The sequence below is a fragment of the Metasolibacillus fluoroglycofenilyticus genome, from assembly GCF_003049645.1.
GTDB lineage: Bacteria > Bacillota > Bacilli > Bacillales_A > Planococcaceae > Metasolibacillus > Metasolibacillus fluoroglycofenilyticus.
Map to the genome: position 1 here is coordinate 879,070 of NZ_PYWK01000001.1, position 15,276 is coordinate 894,345.

Below are 15,276 nucleotides of genomic sequence, written 5' to 3' on the forward strand. Positions count from 1 at the left end.
GTAAATAGAGAAATAGCCTTAGGAGGACTATAAAAAATGAATTTATTATCAAAAACAAGAAAAATTAATGCACTGCTACAAGCTTCTGCTGGTAAGCCAGTAAATTTCAAAGAAATGGCAGATACATTAGGCGATATTATCGATTCTAACGTCTTTATTGTTAGTCGTAAAGGCAAGCTTTTAGGTCTATCAATCCATCAACAAATCGAAAATGAGCGCATGAAGAAAATGTTTGCAGAGCGTCAATTCCCAGAAGAATATACGCAAAACCTTTTTAACATCACAGAAACGTCGCCAAACTTAGATATTAACAATCAACATACGGCATTCCCAGTTGAAAATAAAGATTTATTTGCTTCTGGCTTAACGACAATTGTGCCGATTATTGGCGGTGGTGAGCGCCTAGGCACACTAATTCTTGCTCGTATTAACGATGAATTTAACGATGATGACTTAATTTTAGCGGAGTACGGTGCAACTGTAGTTGGCATGGAAATTTTACGTGAAAAAGCTGAGGTTATTGAGGAAGAGGCTCGCTCGAAAGCTGTTGTACAAATGGCGATTAATTCATTATCATACTCTGAGCTTGAAGCAATTGAGCATATTTTTGAGGAGTTAGATGGTCATGAAGGGTTACTTGTAGCTTCAAAAATTGCAGACCGTGTGGGGATTACGCGTTCGGTTATTGTTAACGCATTACGTAAGTTAGAGTCTGCTGGAGTAATCGAATCTCGTTCACTTGGGATGAAAGGCACTTATATTAAAGTGTTAAATGATAAATTTTTAGTAGCATTAGCTGAAATCAAAATGAAGTAATTGTAAAAAGGTCTTGTGGCAAACCCATAAGACCTTTTTTTCACTTAGTCCAAACAGTCTGGTACAAAAAATGGGTTTTTTGGTTTAGATTTCGTTGAGAGGTTAGCGATACATAATGTGTTTTTTGATAAAATTTGTAGAACCTTGACAATAAAATATCATTTTCAAATAAATGCCATTGCTAATCTTCGACAAGGGAGAGAAGAAAATGGAACAAAATAGTTCTTATAGACTATCTAAAAAAGCTAAAAGACAATAGACACTATGGATTAACTTAATTACAATTAAACTAATAACACCTATATCGAAATGTGACGAATACCCTATATATATAAAAGAGGTGAATGGCTTGGATTTATTCGGAGGAACAATTCGCAATTTAGAAAACGGTCTTTCATATGCAACTTTAAAACATAAAACAATCGCTAATAATATAGCGAATGTCGATACGCCAAATTATAAGGCGAAAGATGTAAGCTTTAAAAGCATGCTAGAGGATGCAAGGCATGCAACAATTGCCGCAAATAAAAATGATATTCGTCATTATGATTTTCAGTTTAAGCAATTTGAATCAGGTGTATTTGATTACGCAAATTTACGTGCTCGTCATAATGGCAATGGTGTAAATATGGATGCAGAGCAAGCGAAATTAGCTGAAAATACAATTTACTACAACGCGCTTATAGACCGCGTGAACGGAAAGCTAAATACATTAAATACAGTCATTAAAGGAGGGAAATAAGTATGACAATTTTTCATAGCATGAATACAACGGCCTCCGCTTTAACCGCACAACGCCTCCGTATGGATGTTATTTCTTCCAATATGGCTAATATGGATACGACACGCGCTAAACAAGTAAATGGTGAATGGGAGCCGTACCGCCGTAAAACAGTTACTTTAACAGCACAAGAAGGGCAATTTTCCAACTTCCTAAATGTAGCGATGGGGAAAACGACGAAGCAAGGTGTCGGAAATGGTGTGAAAGTATCACAAATTAAAGAGGATAACGAAACGCCATTTAAGCTTGTCTATGATCCGACACATATCGACGCAGACGAAAATGGCTATGTAAGAATGGCGAATGTAGATCCGTTAAAAGAAATGGTCGATTTAATCTCGGCAACACGCTCCTATGAAGCAAACATAACAGTATTCAATGCCAATAAATCGATGTTGACAAAAGCTTTAGAAATAGGTAAATAACGTATTGGAAGGAAAGGTGATAAAATATGGCGATTAATTCTATATCGATGCTTACTCCAACGCAAGGCTTACAAGAAACAAATAAGCTTACTGCAACACCTTATGAAGCACAGCAAAACTTTGCTGCAACATTGAAAGAAGCCATTGCACAAGTGAATGAACAACAAATCCAATCTGACACGATGACAAATAAGTTGATTAATGGTGGCAATGTGGATTTACACGAGGTAATGATTACTGCACAAAAGGCGAGCATTACACTAAATGCGACAATTGAAATTCGTAATAAAGCGGTTGAGGCATACCAAGAAATTATGCGAATGAGTGTATAATGAACGGTTACAGCGAAGCGAATTTATTTTGATTCAGCAGAATTTTTTGTGCCAAAAAAGCGAGGCATCAGGTACATAAGGTTTCAACTTCTATGGCTACGAGAATAGCACATTCTTTATTTAGCTGGTACTTAAAGTCTCGCTGAATCAAGCTAAAGCCTCTGGCGAATGTCGTAGATTATAAAGAGTTGGTTTTAACCCGCGCTCGAAAAATCTGCCTAAAGATTAGCCAGCCAAGGTGTAATTAATTATAGCATTCACTATTACCGGAGGATTCATAATGAATGAACGACTGACAAAAATAAAAAGCGATTCGACCAATTTTTGGTCGAGTCGTACAAAAAAACAAAAAGGTGCAATGTTCGGCGCACTTGTTGCAATCATTGTATTTGCAAGTGTGCTTACATATTTTTCAACACGTACAGAAATGGTTCCGATGTATACGAACCTATCACAGTCCGAAGTTGGAAAAATTAAAGATGTTTTAGATGCGCAAGGAGTTACATACGAAATCGCAGCGGGTGGCACTAATATTTTAGTGCCAGCAAAGCAAGCTGATTCATTGAAAGTATCATTAGCAAATCAAGGCTTTCCGCAATCAGGTGGCATTAGCACCTCGTTTTTTGCAGAAAACGCAGGATTCGGGATGACGGAAAATGAGTTCGATGTTTTAAAGCTTGCTGCAACGCAAACCGAAATTGCGAATTTATTAAAACAGTTTGATGGTGTCAATAATGCTGTCGTACAAATTTCCATGCCAAAGCAAGGTGTCTTTTTGCAGGATGGGCTAGGAGAAGCAAAGGCTGCGGTCATGCTAGAAACAGCACCGGGGCAGCAGTTTACAGATGCTCAAATTAAAACATTATATAGTTTAGTAGAAAAGAGCATTCCGAATTTAACGACAGATAATATTCAAATTACGAATCAGTATGCAGAGCATTACGATTTGGATGCTGCGGTATCTGGCGGTGGCTCTGTAGCTACTGTTGATGGACAGATGCAAATAAAGAAAACAATTGAGCGTGACTTGCAGCGTCAAGTTCAAAATATGCTCGGCACATTAATGGGGCAGGATAAAGTGCTTGTATCTGTCACGACAGATATTGACTTTAAACAGGAAAATCGACAAGAAAACTTAGTGCTACCTGTTGATGAAGAAAATATGTCGGGAATTGCGATTAGTGCCCAACGTATTACAGAAACCTATACAGGTTCGGGGGCTACGGCTACAGGAACACCTGAAGCAGGTCAAGTGACAGATAATTTCACTGATTATGTAGAGGGTGCTGTTGGCGATGGTGAGTATGAACGAATGGAAGAAACAATTAACAATGACGTCAATCGCATTCGTAAAGAAATTCATGAGAGTCCCTATAAAATTCGTGATATTGGTATTCAGGTGATGGTGGAGCCACCGAACCCAGAGGACTTATCCTCATTATCAGAAGAAGCACGTGCAGATATTGAGCAATTTTTAACGTCGATTGTTCGTACAACGCTTGATAAAGAGGCTGCTGGTGACTTAACGAACGAAGCAATCGCTAATAAAATTGTTGTATCTGTACAACCGTTCTTCGGTAAGGATGTTGCGGCAGATACAGAAGCAACTGCCATTCCTTGGTGGATTTGGGTAATTGGTGGGGTGTTATTAGTTGCAATTTTACTGCTCGTATTCTTTATTCTACGTTCACGTAAGCGTAGAGAGGAAGAGGAGCTATCAGCAATTGGTGAACAGCAGGAAAAAATCATTGTTGAAGATATTGCAGAAGAAAAAGAAACAGAAGCTACAGTACGTCGTAAGCAATTAGAAAAAATGGCGAAAGACAAGCCAGATGATTTTGCTAAGTTGTTGCGTAGCTGGATTGCTGAGGATTAATTAGGGGGTTGGCTATGTCTAAGAGAGATAAGGAATTAACAGGAAAGCAAAAAGCTGCCCTACTTTTAATTTCACTAGGACCAGAGGTGTCAGCTTCAGTATATAAGCATTTAAGCGAGGAAGAGATTGAACGCTTAACATTAGAAATTTCAAGTGTGAAAAAAGTAGAAGCAAATGTCAAAGAAGAGATTATTGAGGAATTCCATAATATCGCATTAGCGCAAGATTATATTACACAGGGTGGTATTGGCTACGCAAAAACAGTTTTAGAAAAAGCGTTGGGCAGCGACCAAGCACAGGCCATTTTAAACCGCCTAACGTCATCATTACAAGTAAGACCATTTGATTTTGCGCGCAAAGCAGACCCAGCTCAAATTTTTAACTTTATTCAAAATGAGCATCCACAAACGATTGCGCTAATTTTATCTTATTTAGAGCCTGGGCAGGCAGGTGTCATCTTATCGTCATTACCGCAGGAAGTTCAGGCAGATATCGCTAAGCGTATTGCTGTAATGGATTCGACATCACCGGAAGTAATTAGTGAAATTGAATCTGTTTTAGAGCGTAAGCTATCCTCTACTGTGACGCAGGATTACACTGAAACAGGTGGCGTTGACGCAGTTGTTGAAGTGCTTAGCGGGGTTGATCGCCAAACAGAAAAAACAATCTTGGATGCACTCGAAATTCAAGATCCAGAGCTGGCAGAGGAAATCAAGAAGCGCATGTTCGTATTCGAAGACATTGTTACGCTTGATAATCGCTCAATTCAACGTGTTATTCGCGACTGTGAAAATGAAGATTTACTATTATCGATGAAAGTATCATCTGATGAAGTAAAAGATATTATTTTCCGCAATATGTCACAGCGTATGGCAGATACATTTAAAGAAGAAATGGAAATTATGGGACCGGTGCGTTTAAGAGATGTAGAGGATGCACAGTCTCGCATCGTTGCTGTTATTAGACGTTTAGAAGACGCAGGAGAAATCATTATAGCTCGTGGTGGAGGGGATGACGTCATTGTCTAGAATTATTCGCTCTATACAAGCACAGTCAACTGAAGCGGAGCAAGGTGTTAAAATTGAAATAAAGGATTTTTTTCAACCGACCGTTTTTCAAGCAAACAATGAAATCGAAGAGCTCGAGAATCTAACATTAGAAGATATTCATGCAGAGCGAGAAATGTATTTAGAAGAGGCAAGACAACAAATCGAATTGGAACGTCAACAGCTAGAGCAATATCGTGACGAACAATTGCAAGCCATTGAGCAATTGAAGCAAATTTGGCAGGAAGAGAAGCTTATGCTAGAGCAGCAGGCCCATGAGGAGGGTTTTGCTGCTGGCTATGAGGAAGGTATTCAAAAAGCAAATGCAGCAATGGAGCATTCGCTGCAAATTGCCAACAAGACGATTGAACAAGCGCAGCAAAATGTGGAAAAGTATATCGATGACCAAGAGTTTGTTGTGCTTGAACTAGCTTTAACTGCGGCTGAACGCATTATTGGTGTGGCATTAGAACGAGATAATGAATTATTTACTGAAATCATAAAACGCGGCTTAAAAGAGGCGCGGGAAATGAAGGAAATAAAAATTTATGTAGCACCAGCATATTATCAGCTAATTACGAAAAATCGTGACGAATTAGCTGAAATGTTCCCGCCAGATGTTCCTTTATTATTTTTTGTGAATGAAGACTTGGAAAATACCGAAAGCTATATCGAAACGAATCACGGACGTATCGTTGTGTCAATTGATGAACAGTTGAATGAACTACGTTTGAAACTAAATGAAATTTTAACAAGCAAGGACTGATATGGATGAAGACGGCTCAATTAATTGAACATATACCCAATCTCAATACATTCAAAAAATTTGGACGAGTAACGAGAGTAGTAGGCTTAATGATTGAGTCACGAGGCCCAGAGAGCTCCATAGGGGATGTCTGTAAAATACATGTCCAAACGATGCAGCATGGGCAGCAAACAATATTAGCTGAAGTAGTAGGCTTCAGGGATGAAATTGTTGTCCTAATGCCATTCTCCTCATTGCGTGAAATTTCAATCGGCTGTTTAGTGGAAGGGACAAGCAAGCCGTTAGAAATAAAAGTGGGTCCAGAGCTAATTGGTAAAGTACTAGATTCGATGGGCAATCCATACGATGGCTATACATTGCCAAAAGGGCTTGTATCAGTACAAACAGAACGACAGCCTCCTAACCCAATGACACGTCCGCCAATTAGCGAACGAATGGAAGTTGGTGTAAAGGCCATTGATGGTATGTTGACAATTGGCACTGGGCAGCGTGTAGGGATTTTTGCAGGTTCCGGTGTCGGAAAAAGTACATTGCTCGGTATGATTGCCCGAAATACAAAGGCTGACTTAAACGTTATTGCTTTAGTCGGCGAGCGTGGGCGTGAAGTTCGAGAATTTATAGAGCGAGACTTAGGTCCAGAAGGATTAAGTCGTTCAATTGTTGTTGCGGCAACAAGTGACCAACCCGCATTGATGCGTATAAAAGCAGCATTTACAGCTACAGCAATTGCGGAATATTTCCGAGATCGAGGGATGAATGTCATGCTGATGATGGATTCGGTAACGCGTGTCGCGATGGCGCAGCGTGAAGTAGGTTTAGCAGTTGGAGAGCCACCCGCAACACGTGGCTATACCCCTTCTGTATTCGCTATTTTACCTTCTTTATTAGAGCGGACAGGGACAAATTTAAAAGGGTCTATTACAGCCTTTTATACGGTGCTAGTAGATGGTGATGACATGAATGAACCAATTGCCGATACAGTACGTGGTATTTTAGACGGTCATATTGTTTTAGACCGTACATTAGCAAATAAAGGGCAATATCCTGCCATTAATGTGTTAAAAAGTGTTAGTCGACTAATGAACCATATTTCAGAGCCTGAGCATGTAAAAGCAGCGGAGCGCTTACGAGAATTGTATTATACGTATGCGAAATCAGAGGATTTAATTAATATTGGCGCATATAAGCGAGGCACGTCGCGTGAAATCGACGAAGCAATCCAATATGAACCGCTCATTACAACCTATTTAAAGCAAGGCTATAAGGATTATGTGTCAATAGAGCAAGCTGTAAATGAATTAATTACTTTAGCAAATGGTGGTGTATCGTCATAATGCAATACACATATCGATTCGAAAAAATATTAGTAGTGCGTGAGCAGGAAAAAAACGAATCAGAAATTGCTTACAAGGAGTCCGTGCGTGTCTTTGAAGAAGTAGCGACAAGGCTGTATGACTTATTAAAGAAAAAAGAGGATTTAATTTCTTTTCAGCAGGAGCGTTTAACAATCGGCGCTTCGATAGATGAAATTAGCCATTATGCAAACTTTATTGATAGCATGGAAAAAACGATAGCGGATGTCCAAGAAAAAGTTGTACAAGCACGTTCAAAAATGAATTGGCATGAGCAAAAATTACTGGAAAAAAATTTAGAAGTACGCAAGTTTGAAAAAATGCGTGAAAAAGATTTTGATGCCTTTAGAGAAGAGCAAAATCGCATCGAGGCAAAGCAATTAGATGAACTATCATCGCTTGCGTATAACAAGAGGGAAATCAGGTGATGTCATGGCGAAAAAACAGATTGAAAACATAAATGAAGAAGAGCGTGATGACAAGAAACCGGGATTTTTTCAAAAATTCTTTATGCTGTTTATTATCCCATTGTTGTTTACGATTACGATTGTATTAATCGTAGCATATTTCACGAACACGAATGTTTTCCAATTCGCAGATAGTATGAAAGAAAAAATTCCATTCCTTGACACAGACAAAGAGGAAGTAATAGAAAACACATCAATGACAGAACAAAAAATAGTAGCATTGCAGGCAGAGCTGCAAGAAAAAGAAGCAATTACGGCACGACTGCAATCCGAAATTGATGCTTCGAATGAAAAAAATGAAGAATTATTAATTGAGCAGGAGCGTTTATTATTTGAAATCGATAAACTAAAACGCGAGCAAGAAGAAGTGAAAAAGGACTTCCAAGAAATTTTATCTACTTTTGAAAAAATGTCTGCAAAAGCAGCGGCGCCAATTTTAATAGAAATGAACGATGAAGAGGCACTGCGAATTATGTCAAATTTGAAGCCGGATATTTTGTCAGCTATTTTTACAAAAATGCCAGCAGCAGACGCAGCACGCTATACGGAATTACTAGCACAGCAATGATTTGAAAGGGGGTGAAAAAAATGAATATCGCAATGGTTCAGCAATTGTCTCCAAAAGTGACAATGCCAAAGCAGGCAGCGTCAGCAGCTACAAATGGCCAACTTAGCAATGAAAAATTTGGTTCGGTCTTTAATGAAATTTTGGCAGCGTCGAATCAACCAACAATGACATCATCAACTACAGCTCAAACGGACCTGGGCGCAGTTGAGCAGCTTATAAAAGCTGATTCACTTGAATCTGTACTAGAAATATTGGGCATTCCCCACGACGAGGCACTTTTATTTGTTGAGGTGGAAGGTGAGGCTATAGCGGTTGAAAGCATGATGAATTTAGACGATTTGGCAGCAGCTTTAGGTATTGAAAAAGACGAGCTAATGATGATTGTCCAACAGTTACTTGGAGAGGAAGCACAAATTGAGGATGTTTGGACTTTTATTGAGCAAGCACCAAATTTAGTAGCACAAATCATGTCAGCATTGCAAGGTGAGCATCAAGTAGCGCCACAGCAGGCTGAAAAAGTGTTAGCTGTATTGAAATTAGCGGAAGTAATTGGCGCTAAAGTGGATACAGTATATAACCAAGAATGGCTGCTGGCACAAGTAAAGGAAGCATTCCAGCAAATCGCTCCACAGTTACAGCAAGCAGCGCAAACGCAACAACAAACTGTGCAGGAAGCACCTAAAACAGTTGTATTTCAGCAAGTGATTAAGCAAGAAGTAGAAAATTCACAGCCGACATCTATTGCATCACAGCCAGCATCTACAGCAGTTAAAACAGTAACATTAACGTTACCAGCGGAGCGTCCAGCACAATCTGAAGCCTTACTAAAAGAAATACAAAATTTAATTAATCGCAGTCAACTGTCAAATACGCAAGGTACGATGCGATTGATGCTAAAGCTTTATCCAGAAAATTTAGGCTCTATTCGTATTGAAATTATGCAAAAAGACGGTATGCTAACAGCGCGATTACTTGCATCTACAGCGGTAGGAAAAGAATTACTTGATTCGAATCTACAACAATTAAAGACGGCATTTGCGGCACAAAACATTCAAATGGAGCGTATTGATGTTTCGCAAGCCCTACAAGATGCAGAACGCAACATGCGTGACCAAAGCTTCTTTAATAACTTCTTTAAACAACAGCAAAACGAAGAACAAGAAACACAAAACGATGAAGATGATGATGATAAAAAATCATTTAGTGAATTTTTAAGCGAGGAGGTGTAAGGAATGACAAATACAAGCACAACTGGAATTCCAGAAAGTTATTATCATTCGAGCTACAACCCGCCAACAAAGGAAACAGGCAATAGCACATTAGGTAAAGATGCTTTTTTGCAGCTATTAATTACACAGCTACAAAACCAAGACCCAACAAATCCAATGAGTGACCGTGAGTTCATAGCTCAAATGGCTCAGTTCTCATCTCTAGAGCAGATGCAGAATATGACAAAAGCAATAGAGGTATTAGTGGAATCACAACAACAAACACAATTAATGTCCTATACTACTTTTATTGGTAAAGAGGTAAAATGGCATGAGTTGACTGAAGAATTAGATGAAAAAGGTATGCCAATTGCCAATGAGGGCGTAGGAACAATTGTTGAGTTGAAATTCGTCGATGGCCAACCACAATTCGTACTAGAAGATGGCAAAACGATTTCAGCCGGTAATATTTCTTCGATTGTCGGGAAGGATTCGACTTCCGGAGCTGGTAATCCATTTGCAGAAGCAAGCAAATTGATTGGTCAAATCGTTCGTTATGAAGTAGATGGACAAAATCTTGAGGCAATTATTGAAGCAATCACAATGAAAAATGGCTCAATTCTTTATTTGTTAAGTGATGGCACTCGCTTAACGCAAGACCAGTTTGAAGTAGTAAATGATGAGACAGAATCAACAGAGCCAACTGAAAATTCTGAATCGCCTGCTGATAACGAGTAAGGTGGTGGGGCACATGAAGCAGATAAATTCAATTCAGCGCATTCCGTATCATCCACCGATACAGCCAGCACAGCGAGCAAAACAAACTGCACCGACATCCTTTATGGAGCACTTACAGTCGGCAGTCAATGGACAGCAATTAAAAATTAGCAAGCATGCAACAGAACGCATGCAAGAGCGTGGAATTATTATCTCGGATTCAGAGTGGCAGCAAGTAACGGATAAAGTATTTGAGGCACATGAAAAAGGGGTAAAGCAGCCTTTAGTATTGATAGAGCAGGCAGCGCTTATTGTCAGCTCCCAAAATGCGACGGTTATTACAGCGATGGACCGCTTAGAGGCGAAAGCACAAATTTTCACAAATATTGATGGTACAATTATTTTATAGGCTGGACCTTTTAGGAGGCCTATTGGATGCTACTGACTGACTGATGTAGTATCACACTAAAAAATACAAACGAATTTGATAAGACGAAGGGAGAACAAAACAATATGTTACGTTCGATGTATTCGGGTATTTCAGGCTTAAGAAACTTCCAAACAAAGTTAGACGTAATTGGTAACAATATTGCCAACGTAAATACACATGGCTTTAAAAAAGGTCGCGTAATTTTTAAAGATTTAATGTCACAAAGTATAGGTAGTGCTTCAGGTCCAACGAACACTATCGGGGGTGTCAATCCAAAACAAGTAGGCTTAGGCTCAGAGCTTGCTGCAATTGATACGATTCATACAGAAGGCTCGCGTCAAAATACAGGACGTACGTTAGACTTCTCAATTGGAGGAGATGGTTTCTTCTTAGTGGCAGATGCAACTGCACCAAACGATGAAGGAATCATTGAGGAAACAGGGGAAGACGCATTTAGCAATATTTTATTTACACGTGCAGGGAATTTCTATATGGACCGTAACGGCTATTTAGTAAATGCTGACGGGAAATATTTAGTTGGTGTTAGAGCGGAAGAATATTCTGTTGATGCTGATGGAGATGAAGGGATACTATTAGACGACAGACCAGCTGTATCTGGCGATGAAGGAGCAAACTTATATGATCCAGAGGATGCGACTTTAAACCCTGAAGAGGGGGATATTGGAACAATTCGTATTCCTACAACTGCTCAAAATATTAGTATCGGGAAAGATGGAACAATCTCTTATGTTGACTATAAAGGAGATTTAATGTATGCAGGTACATTAATCCTTGGTAAATTCCCAAATGCTGGTGGTTTAGAGAAAGTTGGCGCAAACTACTATCAAAAAACAGCTAACTCTGGTGAATTATACGCGCAAGTAGGAACAGTAGCGGGTATTGGAGCTGTTGTGTCAGGTTCTTTAGAAATGTCGAATGTTGATTTATCAGAAGAGTTTACAGAAATGATTGTAGCGCAGCGTGGTTTCCAAGCGAATACACGTATTATTACGACATCAGATGAAATTTTACAAGAGCTTGTAAATTTAAAACGATAATTTGACAGATGTGTTGATTATGTAAACATTGTTTATTAATTAGCGTGTATTATTTAGAAGAAATGCCTTCTCTTAGGCATACACTCGTTGATTGGAACGAAGGGGGCGACTCCATCGGGATACAAAGGTAGGGAGGCTAAGGTCGCTACGACAAGCGAGCAACGTCTTCATGACCAACATCGTATTGGCCTCGGGCTGAAAATCCATTTATTTCGGCATTGACCGAAATAAATTAGTTGAAGCCGCACCCCGAGGAAAGTGTCCCCCGTAGCGGAAATCAACGAGTTACTAGGCTTGCCTTGTAAAAAAAGCTAATCCACACGCCTGATAATTTGATTGATTATAATTCATTGTAAGGGAGGGTCGGGCCGGCACTTCGTTCGACCGGCCCTAATTCAATGATTGAACTGACGCGTCTAAATGGCAAAACATTTACGTTAAATGCATTATACATAGAAACCGTCGAATCCTTTCCGGATACGACGATTACATTAACAACTGGCAGCAAATTAATCGTTTTAGAAAAAGAGGAGCAGGTGCGCCAAAAGGTAAAGACCTTTTATCAACATATACAAATATTATCTAATCCGCATCTACGAGGTGAAGAGAATGAAGAATAATAAGCTGTTAACGATTATGATTATTATTTTAGTGGCAATAATTTTAGTAGGAGCAATCCTGTTTGTCGTTTATGTACAGGCAAATAAAGGAACGCAAAATACAGAGCCGACAATTGACGAAATTTTAGAAGCGTCAGTAGATGTTCCTGAAATTAGGACGAATTTGGCTGATAAACGCATTGTTATTATGCAGCTAAAAATTCAAACAGATAGCAAAGAGGCTGCAACGGAATTAGAAAAACGCCTATTCCAAGTGAATAACATCGCTATCCAAGAGCTATCGGCTATGGAGCTAAAAGAATTAGAAGGAAAGCAAGGTAAAATAGCATTTGAAAATACGCTAGAGACGAAAATTAATGAATTTATGCAAGAGGGTACAGTTCAACAAGTATATATAACCTCTTTCATAAGTCAGTAGGCCTAGCTAACTTGCAATCTAGCATACTTATAAGTAAAGTACTAGCTGCAACTAATTTCTAAAACATAGCAACGCCCTCGTTACCTATGGTAGGGCAGTTGCTAAAAACGAAAGATAACTGCCGAATAAACATACTAGAAACATCTTTTGAAATGGAGGTGGGCAAATGGCAGGAGATGTATTATCCCAATCTGAAATTGATGCGCTGTTATCTGCGATTTCAACAGGAGAAATGTCAGCGGATGATATGAAAAAAGAAGATGAAACGAAAAAAGTGAAAATTTATGACTTTAAACGCGCACTTCGTTTTTCAAAAGATCAAATCCGAAGTTTGACCCGAATACATGAAAACTTTGCTAGATTATTAACGACATCGTTTTCAGCACAATTAAGAACCTATGTTCAAATAACAGTTGTATCTGTTGACCAAATACCTTTTGAAGAATTTGTTCGCTCAATACCGAATATGACATTAATAAATGTATTTGAAGTACCGCCGTTAGATGGTAATATTTTAATGGAGATTAATCCAAACATCGCTTATTCGATGTTAGACCGTTTAATGGGGGGAGCAGGTTCAAGTCATAGCAATGTCGATAATTTAACAGAAATTGAACAAAAAATTATGACGAATTTATTTGAACGTTCGTTTGATAACATGCGTGAGGCGTGGGAAAGTATTGTAGAAATCGACCCGATGCTTGTTGAGTTAGAAGTAAATCCGCAATTTTTGCAAATGATTTCACCGAACGAAACGGTTGTTGTCATATCACTAAATACAGTTATTGGTGAAACGACAGGGATGATTAACATTTGTCTGCCTCACGTTGTGCTTGAACCAATTGTGCCTAATTTATCAGTGCGCTATTGGATGCAGACAAATACGAAGCAAAACTCACCAGAGCAAATGGATTTTTTACAATCACGCGTGAAGCAATCTGCGTTACCAGTTGTAGCGGAGCTTGGAAATACAACGATTTCAGTAGAAGATTTCTTAACGATGCAACTAGGTGATGTTATACCATTAGAACAGAAAATTGATGAACATCTCGTACTGAAAGTTGGCAATACGCCGAAATTCACGATACAACCTGGTAAACTAGGTAAAAAGATGGCTGTTCAAATTATTGATCCTATGGAAGGAGGAGACGAAGATGAGTGATGAAATGCTCTCCCAAGAAGAGATTGAAGCCTTGTTAAGAGGTGAAACTTTAGAAAATCAAAAAGATACATCGGAGGATGCTGCAACAGTATTAGCTGATGAGGTTAGAATAGAAGACCATCTGAGTCCAATGGAACAGGATGCATTAGGTGAAATAGGTAATATTTCTTTTGGTAGTTCAGCAACTGCGTTATCTGCATTGCTTGGTCAAAAAGTAGACATTACAACACCTAGCATTTCAATGATTAATCGCAATAGATTAGATGAGGAATTCCCGCATCCATATGTTGCAATTCAAGTAGAATATACGATTGGATTAAAAGGTGTTAATCTACTCGTTATTAAACAGTCAGATGCTGCAATTATTGCCGACTTAATGCTTGGTGGAGACGGCTTAAATCCGAAGCCTGAGCTAGGAGAAATCCAATTAAGTGCCGTACAGGAAGCAATGAATCAAATGATGGGCTCTGCAGCAACATCGATGTCAACAATCTTTAATCAGAAAGTAGACATTTCGCCGCCTTCCATTGATTTAATGAACATTGCTCAAGATGAAGGAAAAGACAATATACCGGACGATGATTTCCTTGTACGCGTTTCCTTTAGATTGCGTATTGGTGAATTAATCGATTCGAATATTATGCAACTATTACCTTTAAATTTTAGTAAGAAAATAGTAAAGTCATTAATGGGGGAAACTGATGAGGAGGAAGCATCAGCTGTAGTGGAAGCTGTAGCGCAGCCGACACAGCCTGCTTCCGAACCGGTGCAGCAGCAAGTACAGCAACAAATGCAACAGCCACCTGTACAACAGCAGCAGCCGATGTATCAGCAACCTATGTACGAACAGCCGGCATATCAACAGCCACCAATGTATCAGCAGCCTGTATATCAAATGCCTCCACAGCAGCAGGTGAATGTACAAACGGCACAATTTGCAAGCTTTGAGCAAGCAAATTTATCACAGCAAGAATCACGTAATTTAAATATGCTGTTAGATATTCCATTGCAAGTGACTGTAGAGCTTGGAAGAACAAAGCGTTCAGTAAAAGAAATTTTAGACCTTTCAAGTGGCTCGATTATCGAGCTAGACAAGTTAGCAGGAGAGCCTGTTGATATTTTAGTAAATAGTCGCTTAATTGCGAAAGGCGAAGTTGTTGTTATTGATGAGAATTTCGGTGTTCGTATTACAGATATTTTAAGTCAAGCTGACCGCTTGAATAATTTACGATAG

General features: G+C 39.1%; 18 protein-coding genes. All 18 read left to right on the plus strand.

Translation table 11 applies throughout. From position 1 onward, the window contains the following. Positions 1–36: 36 nt before the first annotated feature. The 18 genes from codY to fliY all read left to right on the plus strand — a co-directional run bounded on the left by codY (position 37) and on the right by fliY (position 15,276). Positions 37–816 carry a GTP-sensing pleiotropic transcriptional regulator CodY gene (gene codY / locus C9J36_RS03865; protein WP_066170004.1) on the plus strand — a complete coding sequence of 260 codons (780 nt, stop codon included), beginning with the start codon at positions 37–39 and terminating at the stop codon, positions 814–816. 349 nt (positions 817–1,165) lie between these two features. Then, the gene (gene flgB / locus C9J36_RS03870) at positions 1,166–1,558 is read left to right on the plus strand and encodes a flagellar basal body rod protein FlgB (protein ID WP_066170007.1); all 393 of its coding nucleotides are present in this window, start codon (positions 1,166–1,168) and stop codon (positions 1,556–1,558) included. Positions 1,559–1,560: 2 nt separating this feature from the next. Beyond that, on the plus strand, positions 1,561–2,022 hold the full coding sequence (gene flgC / locus C9J36_RS03875) for a flagellar basal body rod protein FlgC (RefSeq protein ID WP_066170009.1): 462 nt from the start codon (positions 1,561–1,563) through the stop codon (positions 2,020–2,022). A gap of 26 nt (positions 2,023–2,048) precedes the next feature. Beyond that, complete coding sequence (gene fliE, locus C9J36_RS03880) at positions 2,049–2,354, plus strand: flagellar hook-basal body complex protein FliE (protein ID WP_066170012.1); 306 nt, start codon at positions 2,049–2,051, stop codon at positions 2,352–2,354. Positions 2,355–2,634: 280 nt separating this feature from the next. Continuing rightward, entirely contained in the window at positions 2,635–4,230 is a 1,596-nt protein-coding gene (gene fliF / locus C9J36_RS03885) for a flagellar basal-body MS-ring/collar protein FliF (RefSeq protein ID WP_066170015.1), read from the plus strand. Between the two features lie 14 nt (positions 4,231–4,244). Continuing rightward, positions 4,245–5,258 carry a flagellar motor switch protein FliG gene (fliG, locus tag C9J36_RS03890; protein WP_066170017.1) on the plus strand — a complete coding sequence of 338 codons (1,014 nt, stop codon included), beginning with the start codon at positions 4,245–4,247 and terminating at the stop codon, positions 5,256–5,258. Continuing rightward, on the plus strand, positions 5,242–6,042 hold the full coding sequence (gene fliH, locus C9J36_RS03895; RefSeq protein WP_346719797.1) for a flagellar assembly protein FliH: 801 nt from the start codon (positions 5,242–5,244) through the stop codon (positions 6,040–6,042). The genes fliG and fliH overlap by 17 nt, the downstream gene beginning before the upstream one ends. A 5-nt stretch (positions 6,043–6,047) precedes the next feature. Further along, complete coding sequence (gene fliI / locus C9J36_RS03900) at positions 6,048–7,376, plus strand: flagellar protein export ATPase FliI (RefSeq protein ID WP_107942286.1); 1,329 nt, start codon at positions 6,048–6,050, stop codon at positions 7,374–7,376. After that, on the plus strand, positions 7,373–7,822 hold the full coding sequence (gene fliJ, locus C9J36_RS03905; protein ID WP_201261918.1) for a flagellar export protein FliJ: 450 nt from the start codon (positions 7,373–7,375) through the stop codon (positions 7,820–7,822). The genes fliI and fliJ overlap by 4 nt, the downstream gene beginning before the upstream one ends. Before the next feature lie 4 nt (positions 7,823–7,826). Continuing rightward, a complete protein-coding gene (locus C9J36_RS03910; protein WP_107942287.1) occupies positions 7,827–8,429 on the plus strand; it encodes a MotE family protein in 603 nt (200 codons plus the stop codon). A gap of 20 nt (positions 8,430–8,449) precedes the next feature. Continuing rightward, entirely contained in the window at positions 8,450–9,658 is a 1,209-nt protein-coding gene (locus C9J36_RS03915; protein ID WP_107942288.1) for a flagellar hook-length control protein FliK, read from the plus strand. 3 nt (positions 9,659–9,661) lie between these two features. After that, entirely contained in the window at positions 9,662–10,375 is a 714-nt protein-coding gene (gene flgD, locus C9J36_RS03920; protein ID WP_107942289.1) for a flagellar hook assembly protein FlgD, read from the plus strand. 13 nt (positions 10,376–10,388) lie between these two features. Next, positions 10,389–10,763, plus strand: a complete 375-nt coding sequence (locus C9J36_RS03925; RefSeq protein ID WP_107942290.1) for a TIGR02530 family flagellar biosynthesis protein — start codon at positions 10,389–10,391, stop codon at positions 10,761–10,763. 104 nt (positions 10,764–10,867) lie between these two features. Continuing rightward, positions 10,868–11,842, plus strand: coding sequence for a flagellar basal body rod protein FlgG (flgG, locus tag C9J36_RS03930; RefSeq protein ID WP_066170041.1), 975 nt, complete (start codon positions 10,868–10,870; stop codon positions 11,840–11,842). Between the two features lie 398 nt (positions 11,843–12,240). After that, on the plus strand, positions 12,241–12,462 hold the full coding sequence (locus C9J36_RS03935; RefSeq protein ID WP_066170043.1) for a flagellar FlbD family protein: 222 nt from the start codon (positions 12,241–12,243) through the stop codon (positions 12,460–12,462). Then, complete coding sequence (fliL, locus tag C9J36_RS03940) at positions 12,452–12,880, plus strand: flagellar basal body-associated protein FliL (RefSeq protein WP_066170046.1); 429 nt, start codon at positions 12,452–12,454, stop codon at positions 12,878–12,880. The genes C9J36_RS03935 and fliL overlap by 11 nt, the downstream gene beginning before the upstream one ends. 166 nt (positions 12,881–13,046) lie before the next feature. Then, a complete protein-coding gene (fliM, locus tag C9J36_RS03945; protein ID WP_066170048.1) occupies positions 13,047–14,042 on the plus strand; it encodes a flagellar motor switch protein FliM in 996 nt (331 codons plus the stop codon). Then, positions 14,035–15,276 (plus strand): flagellar motor switch phosphatase FliY, encoded by a 1,242-nt coding sequence (gene fliY / locus C9J36_RS03950; RefSeq protein WP_107942291.1) that lies wholly within the window; start codon positions 14,035–14,037, stop codon positions 15,274–15,276. The genes fliM and fliY overlap by 8 nt, the downstream gene beginning before the upstream one ends.

Excerpts from the sequence above, each read along its gene's own strand:
- codY (WP_066170004.1), top strand. The coding sequence starts at position 37 with ATGAATTTATTATCAAAAACAAGAAAAATTAATGCACTGCTACAAGCT.
- flgC (WP_066170009.1), top strand. The coding sequence starts at position 1,561 with ATGACAATTTTTCATAGCATGAATACAACGGCCTCCGCTTTAACCGCA.
- fliE (WP_066170012.1), top strand. The coding sequence starts at position 2,049 with ATGGCGATTAATTCTATATCGATGCTTACTCCAACGCAAGGCTTACAA.
- fliF (WP_066170015.1), top strand. The coding sequence starts at position 2,635 with ATGAATGAACGACTGACAAAAATAAAAAGCGATTCGACCAATTTTTGG.
- fliG (WP_066170017.1), top strand. The coding sequence starts at position 4,245 with ATGTCTAAGAGAGATAAGGAATTAACAGGAAAGCAAAAAGCTGCCCTA.
- fliH (WP_346719797.1), top strand. The coding sequence starts at position 5,242 with ATGACGTCATTGTCTAGAATTATTCGCTCTATACAAGCACAGTCAACT.
- fliI (WP_107942286.1), top strand. The coding sequence starts at position 6,048 with ATGAAGACGGCTCAATTAATTGAACATATACCCAATCTCAATACATTC.
- C9J36_RS03910 (WP_107942287.1), top strand. The coding sequence starts at position 7,827 with ATGGCGAAAAAACAGATTGAAAACATAAATGAAGAAGAGCGTGATGAC.
- C9J36_RS03915 (WP_107942288.1), top strand. The coding sequence starts at position 8,450 with ATGAATATCGCAATGGTTCAGCAATTGTCTCCAAAAGTGACAATGCCA.
- flgD (WP_107942289.1), top strand. The coding sequence starts at position 9,662 with ATGACAAATACAAGCACAACTGGAATTCCAGAAAGTTATTATCATTCG.
- C9J36_RS03925 (WP_107942290.1), top strand. The coding sequence starts at position 10,389 with ATGAAGCAGATAAATTCAATTCAGCGCATTCCGTATCATCCACCGATA.
- flgG (WP_066170041.1), top strand. The coding sequence starts at position 10,868 with ATGTTACGTTCGATGTATTCGGGTATTTCAGGCTTAAGAAACTTCCAA.
- C9J36_RS03935 (WP_066170043.1), top strand. The coding sequence starts at position 12,241 with ATGATTGAACTGACGCGTCTAAATGGCAAAACATTTACGTTAAATGCA.
- fliL (WP_066170046.1), top strand. The coding sequence starts at position 12,452 with ATGAAGAATAATAAGCTGTTAACGATTATGATTATTATTTTAGTGGCA.
- fliM (WP_066170048.1), top strand. The coding sequence starts at position 13,047 with ATGGCAGGAGATGTATTATCCCAATCTGAAATTGATGCGCTGTTATCT.
- fliY (WP_107942291.1), top strand. The coding sequence starts at position 14,035 with ATGAGTGATGAAATGCTCTCCCAAGAAGAGATTGAAGCCTTGTTAAGA.